This window comes from Alcaligenes parafaecalis (assembly GCF_026344135.1).
In the GTDB taxonomy this organism is placed as follows: domain Bacteria; phylum Pseudomonadota; class Gammaproteobacteria; order Burkholderiales; family Burkholderiaceae_B; genus Alcaligenes; species Alcaligenes parafaecalis.
Map to the genome: position 1 here is coordinate 290,906 of NZ_JAPKNA010000001.1, position 24,047 is coordinate 314,952.

Here is a 24,047-nt window from a genome sequence, read left to right on the forward strand (position 1 = left end):
AATAGCTGCGTCCCCAGATAGGGGACTTAAGGGCGACATTATGCCAAAAAATAGCCTGCTCGTGGCTTGGGTCGCTGAAGACTGAAGGAAGTCGCGTGTGGGCTGACTGTCAGGCAGCGGCCTGGGAGCACAGGCGCGGGAGGATGTGATCGGCCAATAAAGGGGCCAGTGTCAAGGAGCGGATTTCCTGAGGGCTGACCCAACGTGCCTCTTCCAGTTCCGCCGCCGCCTGGATATCGCGGTCTACCGTCAAGGTGAACACGTGGGCATGCACCACATGGTCGGGCTCATTGGCGGCTGGGCTTTCAAAATACGCCTCGTAGTGCGCATGGGCGGTTTCTTCCGCTCTCAGGCCCAGCTCTTCGTCCAGTTCGCGTTGCAGGGCTTGCAGGGGTGTTTCGCCTGCTTCCAGCTTGCCACCTGCCTGCATGTAATAGGCGCTGCCACGTTTGCGGACCAGGAGAATTTGGCCTTCAGAATTGGTGATGTAGGCGGCAGCCAGCAGGATGACAGGATTGGACATGGGTTTTTCAAGCTAAAAGGGGTCAAGCCAGGATCGGTTCAAGCAGGCTATTTTTGCACAGGGTCGGAAGGGGTGTCATCCAGGGTTTTGGCTCGCAGCAGATAACGGGTGGCAAAAATACCTGGAATCAGCAGGCCCAATCGATACCAGCCCAAGTGACTGGTCAGCCAGGCCGAAGCGGCCAGAGACAGCCACAACATAATAAGCGCCCGGCGTTTGGCCTGGCGGGTCAGCCCCTGGCCGTTTTCCCAGTTGCGCAAGTAAGGCCCCAGATGGCGCTGGTCCAGCAGCCATTGGTGAAAGCGGGGCGAACTACGCGAAAAACACCACGCGGCCAGCAGGACGAAGGGTGTCGTGGGAAGCAAGGGTAATAGGGCGCCAGCTACAGCCAACGCCACACAGATCCACCCGGCAAACAACAGGGCGTAACGCATCATGTTTAGCGGGGAACGCGTCCCAGCATGTAGAACTCGTCATTGCAGCGCATGGACATGAAGTTGGCCATGCGGTTGCTCAGACCAAAAAAGGCGCTGATACCAGCGATGTCCCAGGCGTCCTCGTCACTGAAACCGTGCTCGTGCAGGGCCTGGAAGTCGGCGTCTTCAATTTCCTGGGCGCTTTGCGAGACTTTCATGGCAAAGGTCAGCATGGCTTTTTGACGTGCTGGAATATCAGCCTTGCGCCAGTTCACGGCCACCTGGTCAGCCACCAGCGGGTTCTTGGCACGAATGCGCAAAATCGCACCGTGGGCAATCACGCAGTAATGACATTGGTTGGCGGCCGAGGTGGCCACCACAATCATTTCCCGGTCGGCATGGCTCAAACCACTGGGTTTTTCCATCAGCGCGTCGTGATAGGCAAAAAAAGCACGGAATTCGTCGGGACGGTGTGCCAGGGCCAGAAACACATTCGGAATAAAGCCCGATTTTTCCTGCACGGCTTCAATACGACGGCGAATATCTTCGGGCATTTCGGCCAGCGTGGGGACGGGATAGCGGCTGATAGCGGGTTGAGCATGTGTCTCGGGCATGACTTGTCTCCAGGTAAAAATGGATGTTCTAGTTCATCGGGTAATTAAATCCAGCTACGCAAGGGTGTCCAGGGTCGGTCAAGACGATATAATGACATATTGATCCTGCCACGGGCAGGGCTCTGCTAGAGGGCCTTGCGGGCGGAACCGAACTTGCACACCACTACTGACGCGATAATGACAACCATCCTTGAATCTCTTCCAGTCGGCCAGAAGGTCGGCATTGCCTTTTCCGGTGGCCTGGACACCAGCGCCGCACTTTTGTGGATGCGTAATAAAGGCGCGATCCCTTACGCTTACACCGCGAACCTGGGTCAGCCAGACGAACCCGATTACGATGCGATCCCCCGCAAGGCCAAGGAATACGGTGCCACACTGGCCCGTCTGGTGGACTGCCGTCAGCAACTGGTGGCTGAAGGGATTGCCGCTTTGCAGTGCAACGCCTTTCACATCACCACCGGTGGCGTAACGTACTTCAACACTACGCCTATTGGCCGTGCTGTCACCGGCACCATGCTGGTTGCCGCCATGAAAGAAGACGACGTCCATATCTGGGGCGACGGCAGCACCTACAAGGGCAACGACATCGAGCGTTTCTACCGCTACGGTTTGTTGACCAACCCTGAGCTGAAGATTTACAAGCCTTGGCTGGATCAGACGTTCATTGATGAGCTCGGCGGCCGTGCAGAAATGTCCGAGTACATGCAGGAAGCCGGTTTTGACTACAAAATGTCGGCCGAAAAAGCCTACTCCACCGACTCCAACATGCTGGGTGCCACGCACGAAGCCAAGGACCTGGAGTACCTGAATGCCGGTATCAATATCGTTAAACCCATCATGGGCGTTGCCTTCTGGCGTGACGACGTGGCCGTGCCTGCAGAAGAAGTGCGTGTGCGCTTTGAAGAAGGTCAGCCTGTTGCCCTGAACGGCGTGGAATTCTCCGACCCTGTAGAACTGATGCTGGAAGCCAACCGCATCGGTGGCCGTCATGGTCTGGGCATGAGCGATCAGATCGAAAACCGCATCATTGAAGCCAAGAGCCGTGGCATTTACGAAGCCCCCGGCATGGCTCTGCTGCACATCGCTTACGAGCGTCTGGTCACCGGTATCCACAACGAAGACACTATCGAACAGTACCGCATCAACGGTCTGCGTTTGGGCCGTCTGTTGTACCAGGGCCGCTGGTTCGACCCACAAGCCATCATGCTGCGTGAAACCGCCCAGCGTTGGGTGGCTCGTGCTGTAACCGGTGAAGTGACGCTGGAGCTGCGTCGCGGTAACGACTACTCCATTCTGGATACTGTCTCGCCTAACCTGACCTACAAGGCCGAGCGCCTGAGCATGGAAAAAGTGGACAGCATGTTCTCGCCACGCGACCGTATCGGTCAGTTGACCATGCGTAACCTGGACATCGTGGACACCCGCGACAAGCTGTTCACCTACACCCAGGTTGGCCTCTTGGCCCCTGCGGCTGGTTCGGCTGTTCCTCAGTTGAAAGACAGCAAGAAGTAATGTTTGTGCTGTGATCTGTGACGCCCCGATCCGGGGCGTGCAAGGGCAGATCCAAAGCAGCAGACATCAACACCCCAATGCCTGGTAGATCCGGCATTGGGGTGTTTTTTTGTGCGTCCTGTTTGTGGTATCGACAAAAATGAATGCCACTTATACGAGCCCGGTTTCAAACAGATCTTTGTCTTTATGTGACGAGTTCTACATTGAGTTTTCCTGAACAAGCGGCCTGTCCAGTCAGGCTTTTCTGTCATGAAACCAATTGCCATTTTGCAGCACGAGGCCACGCAAGGGCCGGGCGTGCTGCTGGATCATCTGCATAAAAATGCCTTTCCATATCAACTGATTGCGGCCCCTTTGGATGGAATGGTGCCGCTATCGGCGCGTGAATACAGCGGCATTGTGGTGCTGGGTAGCGACCATAGTGTCAATGAACCCTTGTCCTGGATTGTGCGCGAGCAGGTGTTCTTGCTGGATGCGATTCAGCGCCATATTCCCGTTCTGGGGCACTGTTTCGGGGCGCAGATGCTGGTCCGTGTGCTGGGTGCCCAGGTCCAACGAAACTCCTATCCCAATATAGGTTGGGGCCAGGTCTGGAGCAGCCCTCATGCCCAGCGTGTGATGGGCTTGCCCCGGCGCGCCGTGCTGTTTAACTGGCATTACGACACCTTTCAGATTCCTTCAGGCGCCAGCCGGACTTTGTACGGTCCCCATTGCTTGAACAAAGGCTTTGCGCTGGGCCCGCATTGGGCTTTTCAAGGGCACCTGGAAGTGACCGCTGAAAGCATTCGGCAATGGTGTGAGCATGGTCGCCACGAGCTGATGCAGAGGCATGGCCCGGCCGCTCAGGATGCGCAGCAAATTTTGGCTGGTCTGGATCAGCATCTGGGCACCTTGCACCTCATCGCCAAACATACCTATCAACGCTGGACCGACCAGTTGCTGGAGCGGGCCGGTCTTGCCCGTCCCCTAATCCATATGCCGTCTTTATACGCAGCTCAGTAAACACTGCTCTGAATTTATGCCGCCAATCCTAGACTTTAGATGTCTGCTGCACGTCAGCATTGCTTGGGAGTCTGGGATGAGTGCGTCCTTTTTTACGGTTCTGGCAGGAGGGGTTTCTCTGGGGCTGTTTATCTATTTGTTCTATGCCTTGCTGCGAGCCGAAAAATTCTAATTTCAGGCCAGGCAAGTGTTCATTGTTGGGAACAGGTGTGCATATGAGTGATTTTCTATTTTTAGCGGTGCTGTTCGCGTTCTTTGCGATGGCGACCGGATTCGTTTTTGGTCTTGAGAAACTGTAAGAGGGGCGGTCATGCTGGACGATCTATTGCAGTTCCTGATTATTCTGGCCGTCTCAACGGTCTTGTTAGTGGTGGTGGGCAAATGGATAGCCCATTTTTTCAGCAGCCCGAATCACAGCCTGATCGAGCGCGGCACTTATAAGCTGTTGGGGGTCAATCCCGAAGAGAAAATGTCCTGGAAGCGATATGGTCTGGCGCTCTTGTTAAGCAATGCCGCCATGTTGCTTCTGGGATATGTTCTTTTGCGTGTGCAGGGCTGGATTCCGGGAGACAGTTTGCAGCGTGCCGCGCAAACACCAGACCTGGCCTTTAATACGGCCGTGTCCTTTACGACCAATACCAATTGGCAGGCGTACTCGGGCGAGTCCAGTCTGTCAAATTTTTCCCAGATGGCAGCCATCACTTTTTTGATGATGATCAGTGCCACAACAGGTCTGGCGGCGGCAGGCGGCTTCATTCGTGGTTTGAGCCGTAAAAGCTCGGCGGATATCGGCAACTACTGGGTGGACTTCACCCGCTCCTTGTACCGCTTGCTCTTGCCTTGCAGTTTCCTGCTGGCCTTGTTGTATGTCTGGCAAGGCATGCCACAAACCCTGACGACTGATGTGCTGGTCAACACCCTGGAAGGCATCAAGCAGCACATTATTCTGGGGCCGGTGGCCAGCTTTGAAAGTATCAAGCACGTGGGAACCAACGGGGGCGGTTTCTTTGGCATGAACGCGGCTCATCCTTTTGAAAACCCCACACCGCTGACCAATACCGTACACATGCTGAGCATGCTGCTGGTGCCCTCGGCCTTGACCTATGCCTTTGGTTCCATGCTGGCTCGTCGTCGTCAGGGCTGGGCCTTTTTTGCCGCTTTTCTGGTGATGTTCATCGGTTTTCTGTCCCTGATCTACAGCGCCGAGCAAGCAGGCAATCCTTTGTTGACGCCTTTGGGGGTCGATCAGACTCAAAGCAGCACGATGGGCGGCGGCAATCTGGAAGGCAAGGAATTGCGTTTTGGTGTGGCGCAAAGCAGCTTGTTTGCCACGGTAACCACCGCGGCCACGACGGGCTCGGTCGATGCCATGCATTCCTCGCTGACCCCCTTGGGTGGCTTGGTGCCGATAGCGCAAATGATGCTGAACAACGTCTTTGGCGGGATCGGAGTGGGCTTCATCAGCCTGGTCAGCTACGCCATTCTGACAGTGTTTCTGGTGGGCATGATGATAGGGCGCAGCCCCGAGTTTCTGGGCAAGAAGATCGAGGCGCGGGAGATGAAGTACGTGATGCTGGCCATGCTGGCGCACGCCTTCAGCATTCTGGGCTTTACGGCCTTGGCCAGTGTGCTGCCGTCCACGATGGACAGTCTGTCCAATATGGGACCCCACGGCTTTAGTGAAGTCCTGTATGCCTACACCTCGGGCACCGCCAATAACGGTTCCGCCTTTGCAGGCTTTAACGCTAACACGCCGTTTTTCAATACGACGATTGGGCTGGCCATGCTGATTGGACGCTACCTGACTCTATTGCCTTTGCTGGCCCTGGCCGGGGTACTGGCGGCTAAAAAAGCCGTCCCCGCAGGCCCCGGCACCTTGTCGACGGCGACGCCCTTGTTTACCGGTTTACTGATCTTTGTGGTCCTGGTCGTTGGCGGGCTGACGTTCATGCCAGCGCTGGCATTGGGGCCGATTGTGGAGCATCTGCTGATGCTCGACGGAATTACTTTTTAAGGTGTGATTGCCATGTCTACCCATCAATTTATGGTGTCGGCACCCGCTGCACCCACGATGAAAAGCTTGTTGCGACCTGTGCTGCTGTCTGCCGTGTTTTTTATGCTTCTGACTGGTATTGCCTATCCCTTGGCGACGACCGTGATCGGAACGGCTCTGTTCCCGGAGCAGGCAAAGGGCAGCCTGATCCTGCGTGATGGCCACCTTGTGGGCTCACGCCAGATTGGTCAGTACTTTAGCCAGCCCGAGTACTTTCATGGTCGCCCGAGTGCCACGGTAGGAGCGGACCCGGCCGATCCCTCTACGAGCATTACCTTGCCGTATAACGCTGCCGCCAGTGGAGCCAGTAATCAAGGCGTATTAAGCCAGAACTTGCTGGATGCAGTGGCTGAGCGTAGCAAGGCTTATCGGCTGATGAATGGCTTGGCGGAAGATGCGCTCGTGCCGGTGGATGCCGTCACGGCCTCGGCGTCAGGTCTGGACCCTCATATCTCCGTGGCTAACGCTCGTTTGCAGGCTGCCCGTATTGCCAAGGTGCGCGGCATGTCCTTGGCCCAGGTTCAAGTCTTGATCGATCGCTTTACCAGCAACCGTCAATTGGGTTTCTTGGGCGAGCCGCGTGTACAGGTCTTGGAGCTTAATCTTGCGCTGGATATGGCTAAGGCAGTCCAGCCCGCTGTGCGTTAGGAACAGGTGTCATTATGTCTATTACTGATCTGAAAGCCCCACAAGAGGTCGAGCGCTCAACGGCGTTTCAGGCTTTGCCCTGGGGGACGGTGTGCAAGGAAGCCTTCAAGAAACTGTCGCCCCGGGTGCAGTTCAAGAACCCGGTGATGTGTGTGGTGTATCTGGGCAGCATTGTGACCAGCTTGCTGGGTGTACAGGCCTTGATGGGGCAGGGCGAGGCTCCGGCCGGGTTTATCTGGGCCATTGCCGCCTGGCTGTGGTTTACGGTCTTGTTTGCGAATGCGGCGGAGGCCGTGGCAGAAGGACGTGGCAAGGCACAGGCCGATGCCTTGCGTTCCACTCGCCAGCGAGTCATGGCCAAGGTTTTGAAAGATCCTGCCCGCGATAGTCGCTCCTGGCCCGTCCCCAGCGACGAGCTGGTGCCTGGTGCCTATGTGCTGGTCGAGGCTGGCCAGATTATTCCGGCGGATGGCGAGGTCTTGCAGGGTGCAGCCTCGGTAGATGAGTCCGCTATTACGGGTGAGTCGGCACCTGTTATCCGCGAGTCAGGCGGCGACTTTTGTTCGGTGACGGGCGGGACGCGCGTTCTGTCGGACTGGATTGTGATGCAGGTAACCGCCAAGCCGGGCGAAGCTTTTCTGGATCGCATGATTGCCATGGTGGAAGGCGCCAAGCGCGGCAAGACGCCTAATGAGATTGCCTTGAATATCCTGCTGGTCGCCCTGACGCTGATCTTCTTGCTGGTCTGCGTCACCTTGTTGCCTTTCTCCAGCTTTGCGACGACGCTGACCGGTGCCGGTTCGCCTGTCACGATTACGGCCTTGATTGCCTTGTTGGTGTGCCTGATTCCAACCACGATCGGAGCCTTGCTGTCGGCAGTGGGCGTAGCCGGTATGAGCCGCATGATGAAGGCCAATGTGCTGGCCAGCTCGGGCCGTGCGATTGAGGCGGCGGGGGACGTAGATGTCTTGCTGCTGGACAAGACCGGCACGATTACCTTGGGTAACCGGGAGGCGTCGGCATTCTTGCCTGCACCACAGGTCTCGGAACAGGCCTTGGCAGATGCCGCTCAATTGGCTTCGCTGGCGGACGAAACGCCCGAAGGGCGCTCTATTGTGGTGCTGGCCAAGCAGCTCTTCAATTTGCGGGGCCGCGAGTTGCACGGGGCGCAGACGATTGCCTTTAGTGCCCACACACGCATGAGCGGGATTGATATCGAGGGTCGCCAAATCCGTAAAGGGGCGGCGAACACGATGCGCTCGCATATTGAGTCTCAGGGCGGCGTGTTCCCTCGCGAATTGGATACCTTGGTCAATGAAGTGGCTCGACGAGGCAGTACGCCGTTGGTCGTCACGGAAGGCAATAAGGTGCTGGGCGTGGTGGAGCTCAAGGACATTGTCAAAGGCGGCATCAAGGAGCGCTTTGCCGAGCTGCGTGCCATGGGCATCAAGACTGTCATGATTACCGGGGACAACAAGCTGACGGCTGCCGCCATTGCGGCGGAAGCGGGCGTGGATGATTATCTGGCTGAAGCCACACCGGAGGACAAGCTGCAACTGATCCGACGTTATCAGGACGAAGGGCGTCTGGTCGCCATGACGGGCGACGGTACGAATGATGCTCCTGCTCTGGCGCAGGCGGATGTGGCCGTGGCCATGAACAGCGGCACGCAGGCGGCCAAAGAGGCGGGCAATATGGTGGATCTGGACAGCAATCCCACCAAGCTCTTGCGTGTGGTGGAAGTGGGCAAGCAGATGATCATGACGCGTGGCGCCCTGACCACCTTCAGTATTGCCAATGATCTGGCTAAATACTTTGCTATTATTCCGGCCGCATTTGTGGTGACTTATCCCGCTTTGGGCGCTTTGAATGTCATGCACTTGCATAGCCCGGCCTCGGCAATTTTGTCAGCGGTTATTTTTAATGCCCTGATCATTATCGCTTTGATTCCTCTGGCCTTGCGCGGTGTGAAGTATCGGGCTGAACCGGCCAGCCGTCTCTTGAAACGCAACTTGCTGATTTATGGTTTGGGTGGCCTGATCGCTCCCTTTATCGGTATTAAATTGATTGATTTGCTGCTGACGCCCTTCTTTGGATAAGAGCGTAAGATCAATAGCAATTTTCTGGATGGAGTGCACAGATTCATGTCACTTGAGGATAGGCCGGACCCTGACGAACTGTTGCAGGTCATTGGCGAGGACCCGCATCAGCCTCGCCGGGGCCAGCTCAAGATTTTCTTCGGCGCTTGCGCGGGCGTGGGGAAAACCTACGCCATGCTCAAAGAGGCGCATCAGCGTCAGTCCGAGGGTGTGTCTGTGGCCATCGGCATTGTGGAAACGCATGGCCGCCAGGAAACTCAGGCCTTGATGGACGGTTTGCCCGTGCTGGCACGCAAGGAGTATCAGCGGCAGGGGCGGGTGGTGACCGAGTTTGATCTGGATGCAGCCCTGGCCTCGGGCTACCAGTTATTGCTGGTGGACGAGCTGGCGCACTCCAATATGGAAGGCAGCCGTCATGCCAAGCGCTGGCAGGATGTAGAGGAGCTGCTGGATGCCGGTATTGATGTGTATACCGCGCTGAATGTGCAGCATCTGGATAGTCTGAATGAGGTGGTCGGTGGGATTGTTGGGGTCAGGGTTCGGGAGACCGTGCCGGACCGGATTTTTGATCGTGCGGCCGATGTCTTGCTGGTCGATTTGCCACCAGACGATTTGCTGTCTCGACTGAATGCCGGGAAGGTCTATCTGGCCGACTCGGTTGCCCATGCTCGTCAGAATTTCTTTCGCCGTGGCAATCTGATTGCGCTGCGTGAATTGGCCTTGCGCCGCGTGGCGGATCGGGTCAACGCCGATGTGCATGTGTACCGGATCTCCCATGCAATACGGACAGTCTGGCCGACCCGCGAGCTCCTGATGGTGTGCGTCAGTGCTGATAGTGCCCAGGAAGCCTTGATTCGGGAGGGCGCACGCTTGGCACAGCAACTGCAGACGCCCTGGATTGTGCTGCATGTGGATACGCCGCAGGAAAGCGGGCAGATCAAGGCACAGGAAGCGCTGGTGCGTTTGGCGGCCAGTGCCCAACATGCAGGTGCCGAGTTTGCCAATATCGCTGGCCAGGATGTCGCCCATACGATTCTGGCCTACGCCCGTCAGCGCAATGCCACCAAGCTGATTTTGGGTAATTCTGCGGCGCGATCCATTTTGCCGTGGCGTACCAGTCTGTCGGAGCGATTGGCTCGCAGCAATCCTGAAATTGGTTTGCTGTTGCTACGCATGGATACGGTTCAGCGGCCGATACGCCCTTTGGAGCTGGAGCAGCCCATGGCGCAGGGCAAGGCCTTGTCGATTGCCTCGGTCATCTGTGTGGTGACGGCGGTGCTGGCCGAGAAGCTTTTGCCCTTTTTTGATCTCTCCAACGTGATCATGTTGTTCCTGATCATCGTGGTGTTTATAGCCCTGCGTTTGGGGCGGTTGGCAGGTGTGTGGGCCTCTTTATTGTCGGTGGCCTTTTTCGACTTTTTCTTTGTCGAGCCGCGCTATTCCTTCTCGGTCACGGATACTCAATATGTCTTTACCTTCGGTGTCATGTTGGGGGTGGCGCTGATTATTGGTCAGTTAGCCGCCAAGCTGCAGGCCGAGGCCAGAGCGGCGCGTGATGGGGAACGCCGGGCGGCAGCCTTGACGCGTGTCAGTCGGGATTTAGCGGGAGCCTTGGCCCTGGAGCAAGTCTTGGCCGTCTGCCGAGATACGCTGGAGCCTTTGTTCGAGATGCAGGTGGTGCTGGTCGTGCCCGATCAACAGAATCAGTTGGTGGCGACCCGCCATACGAGCTTTGTCGAGCTGTCGGTGGCCCAGTGGGTGTTTGATCATATGGAAGCGGCGGGTAATGGCACCGAGACCTTGAGTGGGGCCAGTGCCTTGTATCTGCCTTTGAAAGGCCCCATGGCACCGCGGGGTGTCCTGGTCGTGCAGTCCGGGGGCGCCGCGTCCTTGGGGACTCCCGATGGACGGCGTTTGCTGGATGCGTGTTGCTTCACCCTGGCCCAGGCCTTGGAGCGTATTCATTACGTGGAGATTGCCCAGGATACGGTGTTGCGCATGGAGGGGGAGAAAATGCGCAATACCTTGTTGTCGGCGGTATCGCATGATCTGCGTACGCCCTTGACGGTCATCCGGGGTTTGGCTGAAACGCTGGAGCAAGCCCAAGGCTTGAGCGAAACAGAGCGTAGTGATATTGCCCGATCCATACGTATCGAGTCCGACGAATTGCGCCGCCAAGTATCCAACTTGCTGGACTTGGCGCGTATGCAAAGTGAAGGGGTCAAGCTGCATAAGGAATGGCACGCTTTGGGCGAAATCGTGGGTATTGCCGTTGGCCGTTGTGCCGCAGCCTTGCAGCCTCGAAAAGTCCTGACCGAGTTTGCGGCGGATCTGCCTTTGGTCGAAGTGGATGGTGTCTTGCTGGAGCGGGTGGTGACGAATCTGCTGGATAATGCCGCCAAATACACACCTGCAAACAGCACTATTTCCCTGCGGGGGCAGTGTTCGGGTCAGTCCATGTATCTGGTGATCAGCGATGACGGCCCAGGCTTGCCGCCCGGAGATCCCGAGCGTCTGTTTGATACCTTTACGCGGGGGCAGAAAGAGCCCTCTGTCGCGGGCGTGGGCTTGGGTCTGGGCCTATGCCGCACGATTATTGCCGCGCATGGTGGTACGATCAGCGCCAAGCCGCGTTTGCCTCATGGGGTGATCTTCGAGATCCGCCTACCCTGGAAAGCGGCTCCCCGTATGGATGGTGACGAGTGACGGACATGAATAAAGCCCAGATACTGATCGTGGAGGACGAATCCAATATTCGTCGTTTCGTGCGGATTGCCCTGGAGCAGGAAGGTATGTCCGTGATCGAGGCGAGTACGCTGGCGCAGGCACGCATGGACGCGGCAACCCGTCGCCCTGATTTGATGATTGTGGATCTGGGATTGCCTGATGGTGATGGCAAGGATTTGATTCGTGATCTGCGTAGCTGGGTCTACTCGCCTATTCTGGTCTTGTCGGCAAGGGACAGGGAGGAGGAGAAAGTGGCGGCATTGAATGCAGGGGCGGATGACTATCTGGTCAAACCCTTTGGAGTGCCGGAATTGTTGGCCAGAATTCGGGCCTTGCTGCGGCGCTCTCAATTAGTCCCTAATGTTCAGGCGGCTTCGTCTCGGGTGCGCTTTGGTCGTGTGAGTGTGGATCTGGCCTCTCATGAGGTCATGCGTGATGGGGAGGCTGTGCATCTGACGCCTATCGAGTTTCGCTTGCTGACTGCCTTGATTCGAGGTCATGGCAAGGTACTGACGCATCAACACTTGCTGCACGAAACCTGGGGGGCGGCGTATTCCGACCGACCCCATTACTTGCGGGTCTACATGATGCAGTTACGGCAAAAGCTGGAGCAGGATGCGGCGCAGCCCAAGTATTTGCTGACGGAGCTGCAGGTTGGCTATCGATTGGCGGGTTTGGAGGTCGAAGAGTAGGTGGGAAGTCTAGTCTTCCTGTATTCAGGTAGTTTTCAAGCACTTATTGGCTGACCGCTCAGAGGCTTGCCTATGCCGCTGCTGGATCAAAAAAGGGATGCCAAGCATCCCTTTTTCATTAATGGGCAGTCTGCCCCTGGGTAAAAGCGCTCAGGCTTCCAAACGACCCAGAATCAGGAATTCCATCAATGCTTTTTGTACGTGCAAGCGGTTTTCAGCTTCGTCCCAAACCACGCTTTGTGGGCCGTCAATGACTTTGCCAGTGACTTCTTCACCACGGTGAGCGGGCAGGCAGTGCATGAAGATCGCATTGGGATCAGCCACGTCCATCATTTCCTGATCGACACACCAGTCCGCAAAGGCCTTGCGGCGCTCTTCGTTTTCGTCTTCGTAACCCATGCTGGTCCACACGTCGGTGGTGACCAGGTGGGCGCCCTTGCAGGCTTCCAATGGGTCGTCGAATTCGCGCAGAATGCTGGAATCAGGGTTGCCGGTGCGGTCCGACTCCAGGTGGTAGCCGTTAGGAGCCGACACGTGCAGGGTGAAACCCAGGATTTCTGCCGCTTGCAGCCAGGTGTAGGCCATATTGTTGGCATCCCCAATCCAGGCCACGGTCTTGCCCTTGATATCGCCACGATGTTCGATAAAGGTGAAGATGTCGGCCAGAATCTGGCAGGGGTGGAATTCGTTGGTCAGGCCATTGATGACCGGCACACGCGAGTGGGAGGCAAAGCGCTCCAGACGGGTTTGCTCGAAGGTACGAATCATGACGATATCGACCATGCGCGACACCACGCGAGCGGTATCTTCAATGGGTTCGGAGCGACCCAGTTGGGAGTCGGTGGTGGTCAGGTGAATGACCGAGCCGCCCAACTGATACATGCCGGCTTCAAACGAAACCCGGGTACGCGTACTGGCTTTTTCAAAAACCATCGCCAGGGTGCGGTCGTGCAATGTGTGGTGCGGCTGATAGCGTTTGAACTTGTCTTTGATCAGGCGTGCGCGTTCCAGCACATATAAAATTTCGTCGTGAGAAAAGTCGCGAAATTGCAGAAAGTGCCGAAGCGGTCCTGCTTGCACGATGGCATCCATAAAAAAATCCTGCGGATAAAGAAAGCCATCTTAACCTGTCCGGCTATTTAGAGCAAAGCCAGCCCGTGGCACAGAAGGTAAAACCGTTTGGTTTTGGAATAAAAAGAGGGCGCAACGTAATGATCAGCAATAAATTGTCAAGCGGCTAATTTATTGAATCCCAGGCTTTGCAGGGCTGCGATCGGATACAATGCGGAGCGAGAAAGGAAAAGGTGCAGCAGACCTGAACTGCACGATTAGCGATTAATTGTTATGACAGAGCCAGTGAAGCAACTTGTAATCCATGGTGTGACCCGGCAGGATCAGCGGTTTCGTCCCAGTGACTGGGCAGAACGCTTGGCCGGAGTAATGTCCCAGTTTCGTCCGGCCGGGGCGATGGGTGGTCATCTGACCTATTCGCCCTATGTGGTGCCGCGTTTGATTGACGGCGTGCGATGTGTGGTGGTGGATGCGCGCCTGCGCGAGCTGGAACCCTTGGCCTGGAAATTCGTTTGTGGTTTTGCCGACGACAATAATCTGAAAATGAGCGGCATTGATCCAGCGAATATGGATCCGGTAGATTCCTGATCCCCAAGCGGGCATAAAGTATGTCGCCACCGAATAGACGGTAGGCGACATTATTTTTTAGACGGCAAGCGGTGTCAGCACCTTGCCGGTTTTCTGATACTGCAACACATTGTCCAGCGTCAGCGAGAGCATGGCTTCGCGCGTTTCGTGCGTGGCGCTGGCGGTGTGCGGTGCCAGTACGACTTGATTCAGATCCCGCAGCGCCTGGGGCACATTAGGTTCGTTTTCAAAGACATCCAGCCCGGCTGCGCCCAGTCGCCCTTCCTGCAGAGCAGCGATCAGTGCACGCTCGTCGACCACACTGCCACGGGCAATATTGACCAGAATCCCTTTGCGGCCCAAGGCGTTCAAGACATCGATATTGATCAGCCCGCGTGTTTCGTCGCCGCCGACGGCAGCAATCACCATAATGTCAGCCCAATCGGCCAGCTCGATCAAGGATGGCTCGTAGTGCCAGGGCACATCGTGGCGGGGGCGGCGATTGTGGTAGCGCAGTTCCATATCAAAGCCGCTGGCACGGTGGGCAATGGTCTGGCCAATGCGGCCCAGGCCCACAATACCCAGCTTTTTTCCGCTGACGCGGGTGCCTAGTCCAAAACCATTGGGGCGGTCCCATAAACCGGCACGCACATAGCGATCAGATTCGGTGACGCGGCGGGCAGCGTCCAGCATCAAGGCCCAGGCCATATCAGCCACGCAGTCGTTCAGAACATCGGGGGTTGTGCTGACTTGTATGCCGCGTTGCTTGGCGGCGTGGACGTCAATGGCGTCATGGCCTACACCGACACTGCAAATCGCTTTTAAAGCGGGCAGGCGGTCCATCAGGGCGGCGGGGGTGGCGTTGACGGCGCTGGTCAGCAGTACTTGAACGCGTGCAATCTGTTGGGCAGAGAGCTGGTTCGGATCTTGGAGGGTAATGCGCTCGAAATGACGGTCGATTTCGTCAAAAGCAGGGTGCTGGGCCAAAGATGCCAGTTGCAGCACGATGGGACGTGTCATGGGGACTCACTAATGAAAAAGCAAATCCATAACTTAGCATGATTGGCCTGCATGTCCAGGCAATGGTTTTGTGGCTAATAAAAAAGGGGTGCTAAGCACCCCCTTTCTAACTGGTTTTTAGGCCAGAGCCGATTAAACCATTAAAAATCTTCAGCAATCAGGCCAGGGCCTTGATAGCAGCAGACAGGCGGCTCTTGTGGCGGGCAGCCTTGTTCTTGTGAATGATGTTCTTGTCGGCAACGCGATCAATGATGCTGGTCGCTTTGCGGAAAACTTCGTTAGCAGCAGATTTGTCACCGGCGTCGATGGCCTGGCGAACGCGCTTGATAGCGGTACGCAGCATGGAACGGATGCTGGCGTTGTGTTTGTTGCGAGCCACTGCTTGGCGGGCGCGCTTGCGTGCTTGTGCGGTATTAGCCATGTTTTTAGTAAAGCCTAAGTTTTAAAGTTTAATCGGCAAAGACAATTATTCTAGGACACTAAGACCGCTTTGTAAAGTAAGAGGGTCGAATGCCTACGATAAACAACATGCCGAAATAGGAAATGCCGCTGGCAAGCAACACGCCGCACAGGTAAAGCACACGCAACAAAGGCGTGGCTCCCAGGCTGATCCAGTCGATATAGCGGTCAGCCAGCAAGAGGACGGCGCCCAGGGCCAGCAGAGCGGGGATGATCTTCAGAAAGAAAGGTAACCAGTCGTGATTGGGCTGGTAAATCCCGCGTTTGCGCAGCATGACCAGCAAGGTCAGGGCATTGACGGTAGCCCCCAGTCCAATCGACAAGGCCAGACCGGCATGGGCGAAGGTGGGCACCAGGACCAGATTGAAGAGCTGGGTAATGATCAGCACGGCAATGGCGATACGCACCGGGGTGCGGATGTCCTGCCGGGCGTAAAAGCCGGGGGCCAGAATCTTGATGGCCAACAGGCCAACCAGACCGACGGAATAAGCACCCACGGCCATTTTTGTCTGGGCGACGTCGGCAGCAGCAAAGGCTCCGTAGTGGAACAGGGTGGCCACCAGGCCATCCGACAGCAGGGCCATGCCTAGCGCTGCGGGCAGGCCCAGCAGCAAGACCAGTCGCAAGCCCCAGTCCAATAGGGCGCTGTAGTTCTTGTCGTCCTTGCCTGCATGGGCGGCAGACAGCTTGGGCAGCATGACGGTGCCCAGGGCTACGCCCAGCAAAGCGGTGGGGAACTCCATCAGGCGGTCAGCAAATGACAGCCAGGTCACACTGCCCGACTGTAGCCAGGTGGCGATATTGGTATTGATCAGCAGAGAAATTTGCGCGACAGAAACGCCCAGAATTGCGGGCAGCATCTGTTTCAGAATGCGCTGCACGATAGGGTCGCGGCGCGCCTCGCCCAGGCGTAATGAGAAGCGTGGCAATAGCCCCAGACGAGCCAGTGCGACCCACTGCACCAGCAATTGGGCCAATCCCCCTACCATGACGCCTACGGCCAAGGCATAAATCGGGGTTTCCATGTGTTGGGCCAGAAAAATACTGGCGCCAATCATGGACAGATTCAGCAGGATGGGGGTGAAAGCCGGAACGGCGAAACGGCTCCAGGTATTGAGTACCGCGGAGGCAAAGGCCACCAGCGACATGCAGATGATGTAGGGGAACATCAGCCGGGTCATGGTGATGGCGGCGCCAAATTCGGTTTGTCGCTCGGGGGAGGTCAGACCGCTGGCCATGGCGCTGACCACCCATGGGGCGGCCAGAATGCCAATGGCCGTGACTACCATGACGGCAAAGGTCAGCAGCAGGGCAACCCGGTCCAGCAATTGCTGGACCTTGTCTTGCTCGTGTTCCTTGCGCACTTGGCCCAGGATGGGTACAAAAGCCTGCGAAAACGCCCCTTCTGCAAACAGGCGTCGCAGCAGGTTGGGAATGCGAAAGGCAACCCAGAACGCATCAGTGAGCGGGCCCGCCCCAAAGGCGCGGGCAATCAGAATATCGCGTGCCAGTCCGGTAATGCGAGACAGCAGCGTCAGGCCACTAATCGTGGCCGCCGAGCGAAACAAACCCATTGGAGCCGATACAGAAAGTTATTTTGGTGCCATACGAATGGCGCCATCCAGGCGGATGGTTTCACCATTGAGCATTTCATTGCTGATGATGCTATGCACCAGTTGGGAGAAATCTTCGGGTCGACCCAGGCGAGACGGGAAGGGGATGCTGGCAGCCAGCGAGTCCTGAACTTCCTGTGGCATGGCAAACATCATGGGGGTGCCAAAGATGCCGGGGGCAATGGTCATGACACGGATGCCAGTTTGCGCCAGATCACGGGCCAGGGGCAAGGTCAAACCTACCACGCCTGCTTTGGAGGCACCGTAGGCCGCCTGCCCGATCTGGCCGTCGTAGGCCGCAACCGAAGCGGTATTGATCAGTACGCCACGCTCGCCCGAGGGTTCCGGGGTGTTGCTGCTCATGGCAGCGGCCGCCAGACGGCACATATTGAAGGTGCCGACCAGGTTGATCATGACGGTTTTCTGGAACAGGTCCAGGGTGTGGGGGCCATTGCGTCCCACGGTGCGCGAGGCAGGGGCCACGCCAGCACAGTTAATCAGTCCAAACAAGGGGCGGGTGCTGTCCTGGCAGGCCAGATCCACGACCGCCTGGGCATCTTGCTCAGAGGTGACATCGCAGCGCTGATAGTGTTGGCCCAATTCCTGGGCCAGAGCCTGACCGGCTTCGTCCTGAATGTCGGCGATCACCACGCGGGCACCGTTTTGTACCAGCATACGTACCGTGCCTGCGCCCAGACCCGATGCGCCGCCCGTGACAATAAATGTTTTCTTATTGATTTGCATGAGCTTGTCTCCCTTGAATAATAAACAACCGGCCCTTTTGGGGCCGGCTGAATTCTTGACTTACTTAGCTTGCCAGTGCGTCCACAATGCGCTGGCGGATCTCATCGACGCTGCCCACGCCGGAAATCTTGCGATAGGCCGGAGCTTGTGGGTCGCCGGTGGCTGACCATTGCGAGTAGTAATCGACCAGAGGGCGGGTCTGCTCGCGATAGACAGACAAGCGGTGGCGTACGGTTTCTTCGCGGTCGTCTTCGCGTTGGAGCAGGGGTTCGCCCGTGACGTCATCCACACCGGGGGTCTTGGGTGGATTGAAGGTGACGTGGTAGCTGCGACCGCTGGCAGCGTGGATACGGCGGCCGCTCATGCGTTCGATGATGCTTTCTTCGGGTACGTCGATTTCGATCACGAAGTCCAGTTTGACCTGGGCATCCTTCAAGGCGTCGGCTTGAGGAATCGTGCGAGGGAAACCGTCGAACAGGTAGCCGGGCTCACAGTCAGCCGCTTGCAGACGATCGCGAACCAGACCAATGATGAGGTCATCCGACACCAGGCCACCGGCATCCATAATCTTCTTGGCTTCTACACCCAGCGGGGTTTGGGCTTTGACAGCGGCACGCAACATATCGCCCGTGGAAATTTGTGGAATACCAAATTTCTCGGTAATGAAAGCAGCTTGAGTGCCTTTGCCGGCACCAGGGGGCCCGAGCAGTATTAGTCGCATGAATTCCTCCAGGAAATGCGTCGGTCCGATTCTCGCTTCAGTATGATGCAATGCAGCATATTTCGCGCATTTTTTATTCGGACGGAGCAGAAAAAAGATCTTTTATAACCGATTTGCGAAGTGAGCGCGTACTCTTTCCAGGTCTTGCTCGGTGTCCACCCCCGCCGCAGGAATCTCCTGAAGACGGTGAACCATAATCTGGAAGCCGTTTTCCATCGCTCGCAATTGCTCTAGAGACTCGAAGTGTTCCAGCGGCCCACGCGGTAGCTGGGCGTACTGTTGCAGGAAGCGATTCCGGTAGGCATAAAGGCCGATATGGTGCAATGCGGGAAGGTCAGCCGCCAGTACCCGTTCACCACTGGCCAGGGCGTCGCGGGCCCAGGGCATGGGGGCACGGGAGAAGTACAGGGCGCGGCCTTTCAGGTCGCACACCACCTTGACGGCATTGGGGTTGAACAGCGTTTCGGCGTTCTTGATGGGGGCGGCCAGGGTGGCGATATCGGCCTGTTCACTGCGCGCCAGCAACTCAGCGGCGGCATTAATGTGTTCGGGCTGAATCAGGGGCTCGTCCCCTTGCACATTGACCACGATTTCGTCTTCGGACAGCTCCAGCAGGCGGGCGGCCTGGGCCAGGCGATCCGTGCCAGTCGGGTGCTCGGCATCGGTCAGCAGGGCCTGAAAACCATGGGCTTGCACGGCCTCCAGCACGGCGGGCGAGTCTGTCGCCACCCAGACCTGACGCGCGCCACTGCGTGCCGCTTGCTGGGCACAGCGCACAATCATGGGTTGGCCTGCAATGTCGGCCAGCGGTTTGTTCGGCAGACGGGTGGAGCCCAGCCGCGCAGGGATGATGACGGAAAAAGTCATATCAGTTGCTGGCTTGTTCCTGGGTGTCCAGCTTGCGCGCTTCGGTCACCAGCATGGTGGGGATGCCATCCACAACGGGGAAGGCCAGTTTGTCGGCTTTGCAGACCAGTTCTTCTTGTTCGCGGTCGTGGCGCAAAGGGCCTTTGCACAAGGGGCAGACCAGCACTTCGAGTAGGCGAGTTTCCATTAGTGGACTCCGGGTAAAGAGGGGGAGGTTAAGCGCCGTTTGCGCAACAGGCTGTCCAGTTCAGTAATCCAGTCCGGGCGTGAAAACACGGGCTGGACATCCACAACCCACAGTCGTGAGTCGTTCAGGTGCTGGCATTTTACGGCGTCTTTACGAGTAATGAGTACCGGCCCGTCATGCAGGGCTTGAAAGTCTTGGGCTTGCAAGGCGGCATGGTCGGGCAGGGGAAAAGTCTGGCTCAAGCGCAGACCGCAGGCGCGCAGCATGGTGAAAAACCGGGCGGGCTGGCCTATGGCGGCCAGGGCTTGCAGATCTTGCTGGCCGTATTGCTGGTACCAATCCGACCAGTCCAGACAACGTCCAGAGGCCAGATGCTCCAGTTGATAGGGGCGCAAGCTCATCGTGACGCTGCGACCGGGTTCGGCAGGCTGGGGGGTGGAAGGGGGCGCTTGATCCGCCACAATCTGGCTGATCAGCCAATCTACCTGACGCAGGCGCTCGGGGCCTTCGCGCAAGGGGCCCGCTGGCAGCAAGTAGCCATTGCCCACACCACGGGCATCTTGCACCACCACTTCCATATCGCGCTGCAGGGCCAGATGTTGCAGGCCATCGTCAGAAATAATCAGGTCTACCGCGGGAAATTCCTTGAGCAAGGCCTGGGCGGCCAGGGCGCGGCGAGGATGGACGGCAATGGGAGCCTGGGTCTGGGCGGCAATCAGGGTGGGCTCATCCCCGAATTGTTTGGCGGCTAACTGTCCTTTGCCTACACGGGGACTAGGGCCGATGTCTACGCCATAACCTCGGCTGACGATGCCGGGCGTCCAGCCCAAGGCACGCAATTGCTCGGTCAAGGCCAGGACTACAGGGGTTTTACCTGCACCACCTACAATAATGTTTCCAACCACAATTACCGGTACGGGGCTGCGGTAGGAGATACTGGGGTCTTGCTCGTAGCGTTGCTGTTTACGCTGTACGAAGCGTGCAGCCAACGCTGAAAGAGGGCGCATCAAAAGGCTGAAGCAGCCTTTTTTTTGCCATTGGCGGTGAAGCCAGTCCGTCAGGCGCACACGCACGCTCATGGGGCTTGGGTCGCGAAATGAATGCGGTGGATACCCACCTGGCGGGCGGCTTCCATGGCTTGCACCACGGCAAAATGGGGCGCTTGAGCATCCGCCAGAATCAGCAGGCTGCTGTTTTCATCGGTTTTTTCAGTAGACAGGGCTTGGCTAAGTGGCGCTGTGCTACTGGCATCCAGCCACATGCCATTCAAGGCGTAGCGCCCGTCCTGGCTGATGGCCAAGAGCAGTTCCGCCGCCTGGGCCGCTTGGGCCTGAGCCTGAGGCAAGGACACATCCAGTTGGCGATGACGCACAAAGGTGCTGCTGGCGGCCAGGAAAATCAGCACGACCAGCAAGACATCAATCAAAGGCACCAGATTCAGTTCCAGTGTGTCTTGGTCTTGGGCTCGGCGAAAACGCATCAGGCAGCCCTCTGACCCAACAAGCGGTCCAGCGTACCCGCTTCACTTTCCAGACAATGCAGCAGATAGTCGGCACGGCTGCGGAAGTAACGGTGAAAGATCATGGCCGGAACGGCAATCAGAATCCCCAGGGCCGTGTTGTACAGGGCGACGGAAATGCCGCGGGCAATCAGGCTGGGGTCGCCACCGGCGGGATCATAAGCGGCAAAAATGTCGATCATGCCAATAACAGTACCAAACAGGCCCAGCAAAGGGGCGATCACGGCAATGGTGCCCAGTGCCGGAATGTATTTGTTCAGTTGGTAGCTGATGTCCTTGCCTTCTGCCTCGACCGCAGCCTCACGCAGTGCTGGAGTTTGATGGCGGTTTTTCAGTACGGTGGCTAATACTCGACCCAAGGGGGAGTTGTCGTACAGGCGTGGCAGGGAATCGTCCTGGATACGGTTCTGGGCCGTTAGCTCGTTGATCTGGCGCGCCAGCCCAGCCGGTAAAATTCGTTTGCTGCGCAGGGCCAGGAGGCGCTCCAGGATCAGTCCCAGAGCAAGAATAGAGCAGGCCAGCAGGAACCAGATGGGCCAGCCAGCGACATGGATCAAAGTAAGCACGGGTCGATTATCCGGTCACGAAATAAATCAGCGCTTATTGTAGAGCCCCTGTTCGGATTGCGGGAATGTTCCGGCGCGGGCGCGGTACACTTTACGGTCTTTTCCCCAAAAGCAGCGCCAAACCTATGATGTATTTGAAGTAATAGGTGTAGTGCTAAAACTATCCACAAAATCTGTGGATAATTCTGTGTATAAAACATCCCATAGTGGCTCGGGTGGTGGTTTAGAGGTTCTCTGGCTAATTTTCGACCATCTTTGTGTTTTTATAAATAGCCTTTAATTTCAATGGTTTATCTTGTTTCGATAAAGTGCTGCATCAGGTATGGAGCGGAAGCCATTGTCTTGGCGTCTATTTGACAAAAGCATGACAGTTGTGGATACGGGCCGGTGGAAAACTCCCTTGGGACGAGTCAAAAACAAAGAATATGATGCATTATCAAGAAGCTAGAGCCCCTGCGGTATGGACCGTAGCCCAATTGAACCGCCGCGTCAGTCAATTGCTGGACGAGCATATGCCAGTGGTGTGGGTGAGCGGTGAAGTGTCCAACTTTACCCAGGCTGCCTCGGGGCATTGGTATTTCTCCATCAAGGATGACAAGGCTGCTGTTCGCGCCGTAATGTTTCGTGGCCGTGCCCAGGCCGTGGGCTTTGTACCGCGTGCAGGCGAACGCTTCGAGTTTCGCTGCTCGGTGACCTTGTACGAGGCCCGTGGAGACTTCCAGGTACAGGTCGAAGGCATGCGCCGCGCCGGTCTGGGGGATTTGCATGAAGCCTTTTTGCGCCTGAAAAGCCAGCTTCAAAGTGAAGGCCTGTTCGAGCCGGAACGCAAACGTCCTATCGCCACCTTGCCGCGCAGCATAGGCATTATTACTTCCCTGGCGGCCGCTGCCTTGCGTGACGTGCTGACAGCGATGGAACGACGGGCTCCCCATGTGCGCATCATTATTTATCCTGCGCCTGTTCAGGGGGCCGAAGCCCCCCCCCGATTGCGGCAAGCCTTGGAAACCGCCATTGAGCGGGCGGAAGTCGATACCTTGTTACTGGTGCGCGGGGGCGGGAGCCTGGAAGATCTCTGGGCTTTTAATGATGAAGGTCTGGCGCGTCTGATCGCGTCCAGTCCTATCCCTATTATTAGTGGGGTTGGGCACGAGACGGATTTCACGATTGCCGATTTTGTGGCTGACCTGCGTGCGCCAACGCCGACCGCCGCGGCCGAGCTGGCCTGTCTGGGGCGGGAGCAACTGCTGGAGCAGGTATTTGCGCGCTTGAGCGCCTTGACTCATGGTGTGCAGCGGCATGTTGATCGTGCTTCCTTGCGTCTGGACAGGGCGGTGGCCAAGCTGGTGTCCCCGCATCAGCGTCTGGCTCAGCAGCAGCAAGGCCTGGATCATCTGACCCAACGGCTGGAACGTGCGGCCCGCAGTGTGCCTGATGCGGCCCGTTTGCGCCTGGCAACTGTCAAGGCGCGTTTGGAACGCAGCATTCCTCAGCTAACGTCAAGACAGCAAAATCTGAATATGCTTTTCCAGCGGCTGGAAAAAGGTCTGGATCACGCGCTGGTTTTGCGCCGTCAACGGCTGGCTGCGGCCCAGCAAACGCTGCAAGCACTGTCCCCCCGCCTTATCATCAATCGTGGATATGCCATAGTCAGGGATAGCGAGGGGAAAGTTGTAAAAAATGCGTTAGACTTAAAGATTGGTGAACGACTCGATGTCGAGTTGAGTCGCGGTCATGTGTCGGTGGATGTGGTGCGCACGCACGATCTACTCTAGGCTGCGTCGTCCTTGTTGGATACCAAACACGGTTTTTTTTTAGAAGGAATTGAAATGGCATTCACTCTTCCAGCGCTTCCCTACGACCTCAACGCTCTTGAGCCCCATATCTCCAAAGAAACCCTGGAGTTTCACTACGGCAAGCACCACCAAGCTTACGTCACCAACCTGAACAACCTGGTTGCTGGCACCGAGCTGGAAAACGCTTCCCTGGAAGATGTGGTCAAGAAATCCTCCGGTGGCGTGTTCAACAACGCTGCTCAGGTTTGGAACCACACTTTCTACTGGAACAGCCTGTCCCCTAACGGCGGCGGCGCTCCTACTGGCAAAGTGGCTGATGCCATCAACGCCAAATGGGGCAGCTTTGATGCATTCAAAGAAGCTTTCACCAAGTCTGCCGTTGGCAACTTCGGTTCGGGCTGGACCTGGCTGGTTAAAAAGGCCGACGGTTCCCTGGATATCGTCAACACCAGCAACGCTGGCACGACCCTGACTTCCGATGACGTCGCCCTGATCACCTGTGATGTGTGGGAACACGCCTACTACATCGACTACCGCAATGCCCGTCCCAAGTACCTGGAAATTTTCTGGAACCTGGTGAACTGGGACTTTGCCGCCAAGAACCTGGGTTAATCGCCTGAGTTAAGGGTAGCGC

25 protein-coding genes are annotated in these 24,047 nt (G+C 57.1%); 11 read left to right on the top strand and 14 right to left on the bottom strand.

Annotation, left to right across the window (positions count from 1 at the left end):
* Nucleotides 1-109: 109 nt before the first annotated feature.
* Genes OSH09_RS01360 through OSH09_RS01370 form a run of 3 tightly spaced genes read right to left on the bottom strand, consistent with a single transcriptional unit; the run spans nucleotide 110 to nucleotide 1,553 of the window.
* Nucleotides 110-523, bottom strand: a complete 414-nt coding sequence (locus tag OSH09_RS01360; RefSeq protein ID WP_222668428.1) for an NUDIX hydrolase — start codon at nucleotides 521-523, stop codon at nucleotides 110-112.
* 47 nt (nucleotides 524-570) lie between these two features.
* On the bottom strand, nucleotides 571-960 hold the full coding sequence (locus OSH09_RS01365; protein ID WP_207873943.1) for a YbaN family protein: 390 nt from the start codon (nucleotides 958-960) through the stop codon (nucleotides 571-573).
* A 2-nt stretch (nucleotides 961-962) separates the two neighbouring features.
* Nucleotides 963-1,553 carry a peroxidase-related enzyme gene (locus OSH09_RS01370; RefSeq protein WP_266119910.1) on the bottom strand — a complete coding sequence of 197 codons (591 nt, stop codon included), beginning with the start codon at nucleotides 1,551-1,553 and terminating at the stop codon, nucleotides 963-965.
* A gap of 177 nt (nucleotides 1,554-1,730) precedes the next feature.
* Here OSH09_RS01370 and argG point away from each other — a divergent pair, with 177 nt between their 5' ends.
* The 8 genes from argG to OSH09_RS01410 all read left to right on the top strand — a co-directional run bounded on the left by argG (nucleotide 1,731) and on the right by OSH09_RS01410 (nucleotide 12,286).
* The gene (argG, locus tag OSH09_RS01375; protein ID WP_207873945.1) at nucleotides 1,731-3,065 is read left to right on the top strand and encodes an argininosuccinate synthase; all 1,335 of its coding nucleotides are present in this window, start codon (nucleotides 1,731-1,733) and stop codon (nucleotides 3,063-3,065) included.
* 249 nt (nucleotides 3,066-3,314) lie between these two features.
* Nucleotides 3,315-4,067, top strand: a complete 753-nt coding sequence (locus tag OSH09_RS01380) for a type 1 glutamine amidotransferase (protein WP_266119911.1) — start codon at nucleotides 3,315-3,317, stop codon at nucleotides 4,065-4,067.
* Between the two features lie 76 nt (nucleotides 4,068-4,143).
* Nucleotides 4,144-4,239: a K(+)-transporting ATPase subunit F gene (gene kdpF, locus OSH09_RS01385; protein ID WP_207873947.1), complete on the top strand. Its 96-nt coding sequence runs from the start codon at nucleotides 4,144-4,146 to the stop codon at nucleotides 4,237-4,239.
* A 138-nt stretch (nucleotides 4,240-4,377) separates the two neighbouring features.
* On the top strand, nucleotides 4,378-6,081 hold the full coding sequence (kdpA, locus tag OSH09_RS01390; protein WP_266119912.1) for a potassium-transporting ATPase subunit KdpA: 1,704 nt from the start codon (nucleotides 4,378-4,380) through the stop codon (nucleotides 6,079-6,081).
* Between the two features lie 12 nt (nucleotides 6,082-6,093).
* Nucleotides 6,094-6,768: a K(+)-transporting ATPase subunit C gene (gene kdpC, locus OSH09_RS01395; protein ID WP_266119913.1), complete on the top strand. Its 675-nt coding sequence runs from the start codon at nucleotides 6,094-6,096 to the stop codon at nucleotides 6,766-6,768.
* Between the two features lie 14 nt (nucleotides 6,769-6,782).
* Nucleotides 6,783-8,867 carry a potassium-transporting ATPase subunit KdpB gene (gene kdpB, locus OSH09_RS01400; protein ID WP_266119914.1) on the top strand — a complete coding sequence of 695 codons (2,085 nt, stop codon included), beginning with the start codon at nucleotides 6,783-6,785 and terminating at the stop codon, nucleotides 8,865-8,867.
* A 45-nt stretch (nucleotides 8,868-8,912) separates the two neighbouring features.
* Nucleotides 8,913-11,573 carry a sensor histidine kinase gene (locus tag OSH09_RS01405; RefSeq protein ID WP_266119915.1) on the top strand — a complete coding sequence of 887 codons (2,661 nt, stop codon included), beginning with the start codon at nucleotides 8,913-8,915 and terminating at the stop codon, nucleotides 11,571-11,573.
* 5 nt (nucleotides 11,574-11,578) lie between these two features.
* Nucleotides 11,579-12,286, top strand: coding sequence for a response regulator (locus OSH09_RS01410; RefSeq protein ID WP_266119916.1), 708 nt, complete (start codon nucleotides 11,579-11,581; stop codon nucleotides 12,284-12,286).
* 150 nt (nucleotides 12,287-12,436) lie between these two features.
* Here OSH09_RS01410 and argF read toward each other — a convergent pair whose 3' ends face one another.
* Nucleotides 12,437-13,378, bottom strand: a complete 942-nt coding sequence (gene argF, locus OSH09_RS01415; RefSeq protein ID WP_266119917.1) for an ornithine carbamoyltransferase — start codon at nucleotides 13,376-13,378, stop codon at nucleotides 12,437-12,439.
* Between the two features lie 252 nt (nucleotides 13,379-13,630).
* Between argF and OSH09_RS01420 the strand changes: the two genes are divergently transcribed.
* Entirely contained in the window at nucleotides 13,631-13,945 is a 315-nt protein-coding gene (locus OSH09_RS01420) for a DUF3579 domain-containing protein (protein ID WP_207873954.1), read from the top strand.
* A gap of 57 nt (nucleotides 13,946-14,002) precedes the next feature.
* Here OSH09_RS01420 and OSH09_RS01425 read toward each other — a convergent pair whose 3' ends face one another.
* The 10 genes from OSH09_RS01425 to OSH09_RS01470 all read right to left on the bottom strand — a co-directional run bounded on the left by OSH09_RS01425 (nucleotide 14,003) and on the right by OSH09_RS01470 (nucleotide 21,620).
* Nucleotides 14,003-14,944, bottom strand: a complete 942-nt coding sequence (locus OSH09_RS01425; RefSeq protein ID WP_266119918.1) for a 2-hydroxyacid dehydrogenase — start codon at nucleotides 14,942-14,944, stop codon at nucleotides 14,003-14,005.
* 157 nt (nucleotides 14,945-15,101) lie between these two features.
* A complete protein-coding gene (rpsT, locus tag OSH09_RS01430; RefSeq protein WP_207873956.1) occupies nucleotides 15,102-15,365 on the bottom strand; it encodes a 30S ribosomal protein S20 in 264 nt (87 codons plus the stop codon).
* 58 nt (nucleotides 15,366-15,423) lie between these two features.
* Nucleotides 15,424-16,977: a murein biosynthesis integral membrane protein MurJ gene (gene murJ, locus OSH09_RS01435; RefSeq protein ID WP_266119919.1), complete on the bottom strand. Its 1,554-nt coding sequence runs from the start codon at nucleotides 16,975-16,977 to the stop codon at nucleotides 15,424-15,426.
* Between the two features lie 18 nt (nucleotides 16,978-16,995).
* Complete coding sequence (locus OSH09_RS01440) at nucleotides 16,996-17,760, bottom strand: 3-hydroxyacyl-CoA dehydrogenase (RefSeq protein WP_207873958.1); 765 nt, start codon at nucleotides 17,758-17,760, stop codon at nucleotides 16,996-16,998.
* Nucleotides 17,761-17,824: 64 nt separating this feature from the next.
* On the bottom strand, nucleotides 17,825-18,481 hold the full coding sequence (adk, locus tag OSH09_RS01445; protein ID WP_207873959.1) for an adenylate kinase: 657 nt from the start codon (nucleotides 18,479-18,481) through the stop codon (nucleotides 17,825-17,827).
* 102 nt (nucleotides 18,482-18,583) lie between these two features.
* Nucleotides 18,584-19,348, bottom strand: coding sequence for a 3-deoxy-manno-octulosonate cytidylyltransferase (gene kdsB, locus OSH09_RS01450; protein ID WP_207873960.1), 765 nt, complete (start codon nucleotides 19,346-19,348; stop codon nucleotides 18,584-18,586).
* 1 nt (nucleotide 19,349) lies between these two features.
* Nucleotides 19,350-19,535: a Trm112 family protein gene (locus tag OSH09_RS01455; RefSeq protein ID WP_207873961.1), complete on the bottom strand. Its 186-nt coding sequence runs from the start codon at nucleotides 19,533-19,535 to the stop codon at nucleotides 19,350-19,352.
* Nucleotides 19,535-20,614, bottom strand: coding sequence for a tetraacyldisaccharide 4'-kinase (gene lpxK, locus OSH09_RS01460; protein WP_266119920.1), 1,080 nt, complete (start codon nucleotides 20,612-20,614; stop codon nucleotides 19,535-19,537). The genes OSH09_RS01455 and lpxK overlap by 1 nt, the downstream gene beginning before the upstream one ends.
* A complete protein-coding gene (locus OSH09_RS01465; protein WP_207873963.1) occupies nucleotides 20,611-21,015 on the bottom strand; it encodes an ExbD/TolR family protein in 405 nt (134 codons plus the stop codon). Before OSH09_RS01465 ends, lpxK begins: the two co-directional genes overlap by 4 nt.
* Nucleotides 21,015-21,620 carry a MotA/TolQ/ExbB proton channel family protein gene (locus OSH09_RS01470; protein ID WP_266119921.1) on the bottom strand — a complete coding sequence of 202 codons (606 nt, stop codon included), beginning with the start codon at nucleotides 21,618-21,620 and terminating at the stop codon, nucleotides 21,015-21,017. The genes OSH09_RS01465 and OSH09_RS01470 overlap by 1 nt, the downstream gene beginning before the upstream one ends.
* 425 nt (nucleotides 21,621-22,045) lie before the next feature.
* On the opposite strand from OSH09_RS01470, the gene xseA reads away from it, so the two are divergent.
* Nucleotides 22,046-23,392 carry an exodeoxyribonuclease VII large subunit gene (gene xseA, locus OSH09_RS01475; RefSeq protein ID WP_266119922.1) on the top strand — a complete coding sequence of 449 codons (1,347 nt, stop codon included), beginning with the start codon at nucleotides 22,046-22,048 and terminating at the stop codon, nucleotides 23,390-23,392.
* A gap of 54 nt (nucleotides 23,393-23,446) precedes the next feature.
* Nucleotides 23,447-24,025, top strand: coding sequence for a superoxide dismutase (gene sodB, locus OSH09_RS01480; RefSeq protein WP_207873966.1), 579 nt, complete (start codon nucleotides 23,447-23,449; stop codon nucleotides 24,023-24,025).
* Nucleotides 24,026-24,047 lie beyond the last annotated feature (22 nt).

Bases quoted from the DNA above. Each gene is read 5' to 3' on its own strand.
- kdsB (WP_207873960.1), bottom strand. From the start codon at position 19,348: ATGACTTTTTCCGTCATCATCCCTGCGCGGCTGGGCTCCACCCGTCTG.
- OSH09_RS01455 (WP_207873961.1), bottom strand. From the start codon at position 19,535: ATGGAAACTCGCCTACTCGAAGTGCTGGTCTGCCCCTTGTGCAAAGGC.
- OSH09_RS01405 (WP_266119915.1), top strand. From the start codon at position 8,913: ATGTCACTTGAGGATAGGCCGGACCCTGACGAACTGTTGCAGGTCATT.
- sodB (WP_207873966.1), top strand. From the start codon at position 23,447: ATGGCATTCACTCTTCCAGCGCTTCCCTACGACCTCAACGCTCTTGAG.
- OSH09_RS01410 (WP_266119916.1), top strand. From the start codon at position 11,579: ATGAATAAAGCCCAGATACTGATCGTGGAGGACGAATCCAATATTCGT.
- argF (WP_266119917.1), bottom strand. From the start codon at position 13,378: ATGGATGCCATCGTGCAAGCAGGACCGCTTCGGCACTTTCTGCAATTT.
- kdpA (WP_266119912.1), top strand. From the start codon at position 4,378: ATGCTGGACGATCTATTGCAGTTCCTGATTATTCTGGCCGTCTCAACG.
- OSH09_RS01465 (WP_207873963.1), bottom strand. From the start codon at position 21,015: ATGCGTTTTCGCCGAGCCCAAGACCAAGACACACTGGAACTGAATCTG.
- OSH09_RS01440 (WP_207873958.1), bottom strand. From the start codon at position 17,760: ATGCAAATCAATAAGAAAACATTTATTGTCACGGGCGGCGCATCGGGT.
- OSH09_RS01420 (WP_207873954.1), top strand. From the start codon at position 13,631: ATGACAGAGCCAGTGAAGCAACTTGTAATCCATGGTGTGACCCGGCAG.
- xseA (WP_266119922.1), top strand. From the start codon at position 22,046: ATGATGCATTATCAAGAAGCTAGAGCCCCTGCGGTATGGACCGTAGCC.
- kdpB (WP_266119914.1), top strand. From the start codon at position 6,783: ATGTCTATTACTGATCTGAAAGCCCCACAAGAGGTCGAGCGCTCAACG.
- OSH09_RS01360 (WP_222668428.1), bottom strand. From the start codon at position 523: ATGTCCAATCCTGTCATCCTGCTGGCTGCCGCCTACATCACCAATTCT.
- OSH09_RS01365 (WP_207873943.1), bottom strand. From the start codon at position 960: ATGATGCGTTACGCCCTGTTGTTTGCCGGGTGGATCTGTGTGGCGTTG.
- kdpC (WP_266119913.1), top strand. From the start codon at position 6,094: ATGTCTACCCATCAATTTATGGTGTCGGCACCCGCTGCACCCACGATG.
- murJ (WP_266119919.1), bottom strand. From the start codon at position 16,977: ATGGGTTTGTTTCGCTCGGCGGCCACGATTAGTGGCCTGACGCTGCTG.
- OSH09_RS01380 (WP_266119911.1), top strand. From the start codon at position 3,315: ATGAAACCAATTGCCATTTTGCAGCACGAGGCCACGCAAGGGCCGGGC.
- lpxK (WP_266119920.1), bottom strand. From the start codon at position 20,614: ATGAGCGTGCGTGTGCGCCTGACGGACTGGCTTCACCGCCAATGGCAA.
- kdpF (WP_207873947.1), top strand. From the start codon at position 4,144: ATGAGTGCGTCCTTTTTTACGGTTCTGGCAGGAGGGGTTTCTCTGGGG.
- OSH09_RS01370 (WP_266119910.1), bottom strand. From the start codon at position 1,553: ATGCCCGAGACACATGCTCAACCCGCTATCAGCCGCTATCCCGTCCCC.
- adk (WP_207873959.1), bottom strand. From the start codon at position 18,481: ATGCGACTAATACTGCTCGGGCCCCCTGGTGCCGGCAAAGGCACTCAA.
- argG (WP_207873945.1), top strand. From the start codon at position 1,731: ATGACAACCATCCTTGAATCTCTTCCAGTCGGCCAGAAGGTCGGCATT.
- OSH09_RS01425 (WP_266119918.1), bottom strand. From the start codon at position 14,944: ATGACACGTCCCATCGTGCTGCAACTGGCATCTTTGGCCCAGCACCCT.
- rpsT (WP_207873956.1), bottom strand. From the start codon at position 15,365: ATGGCTAATACCGCACAAGCACGCAAGCGCGCCCGCCAAGCAGTGGCT.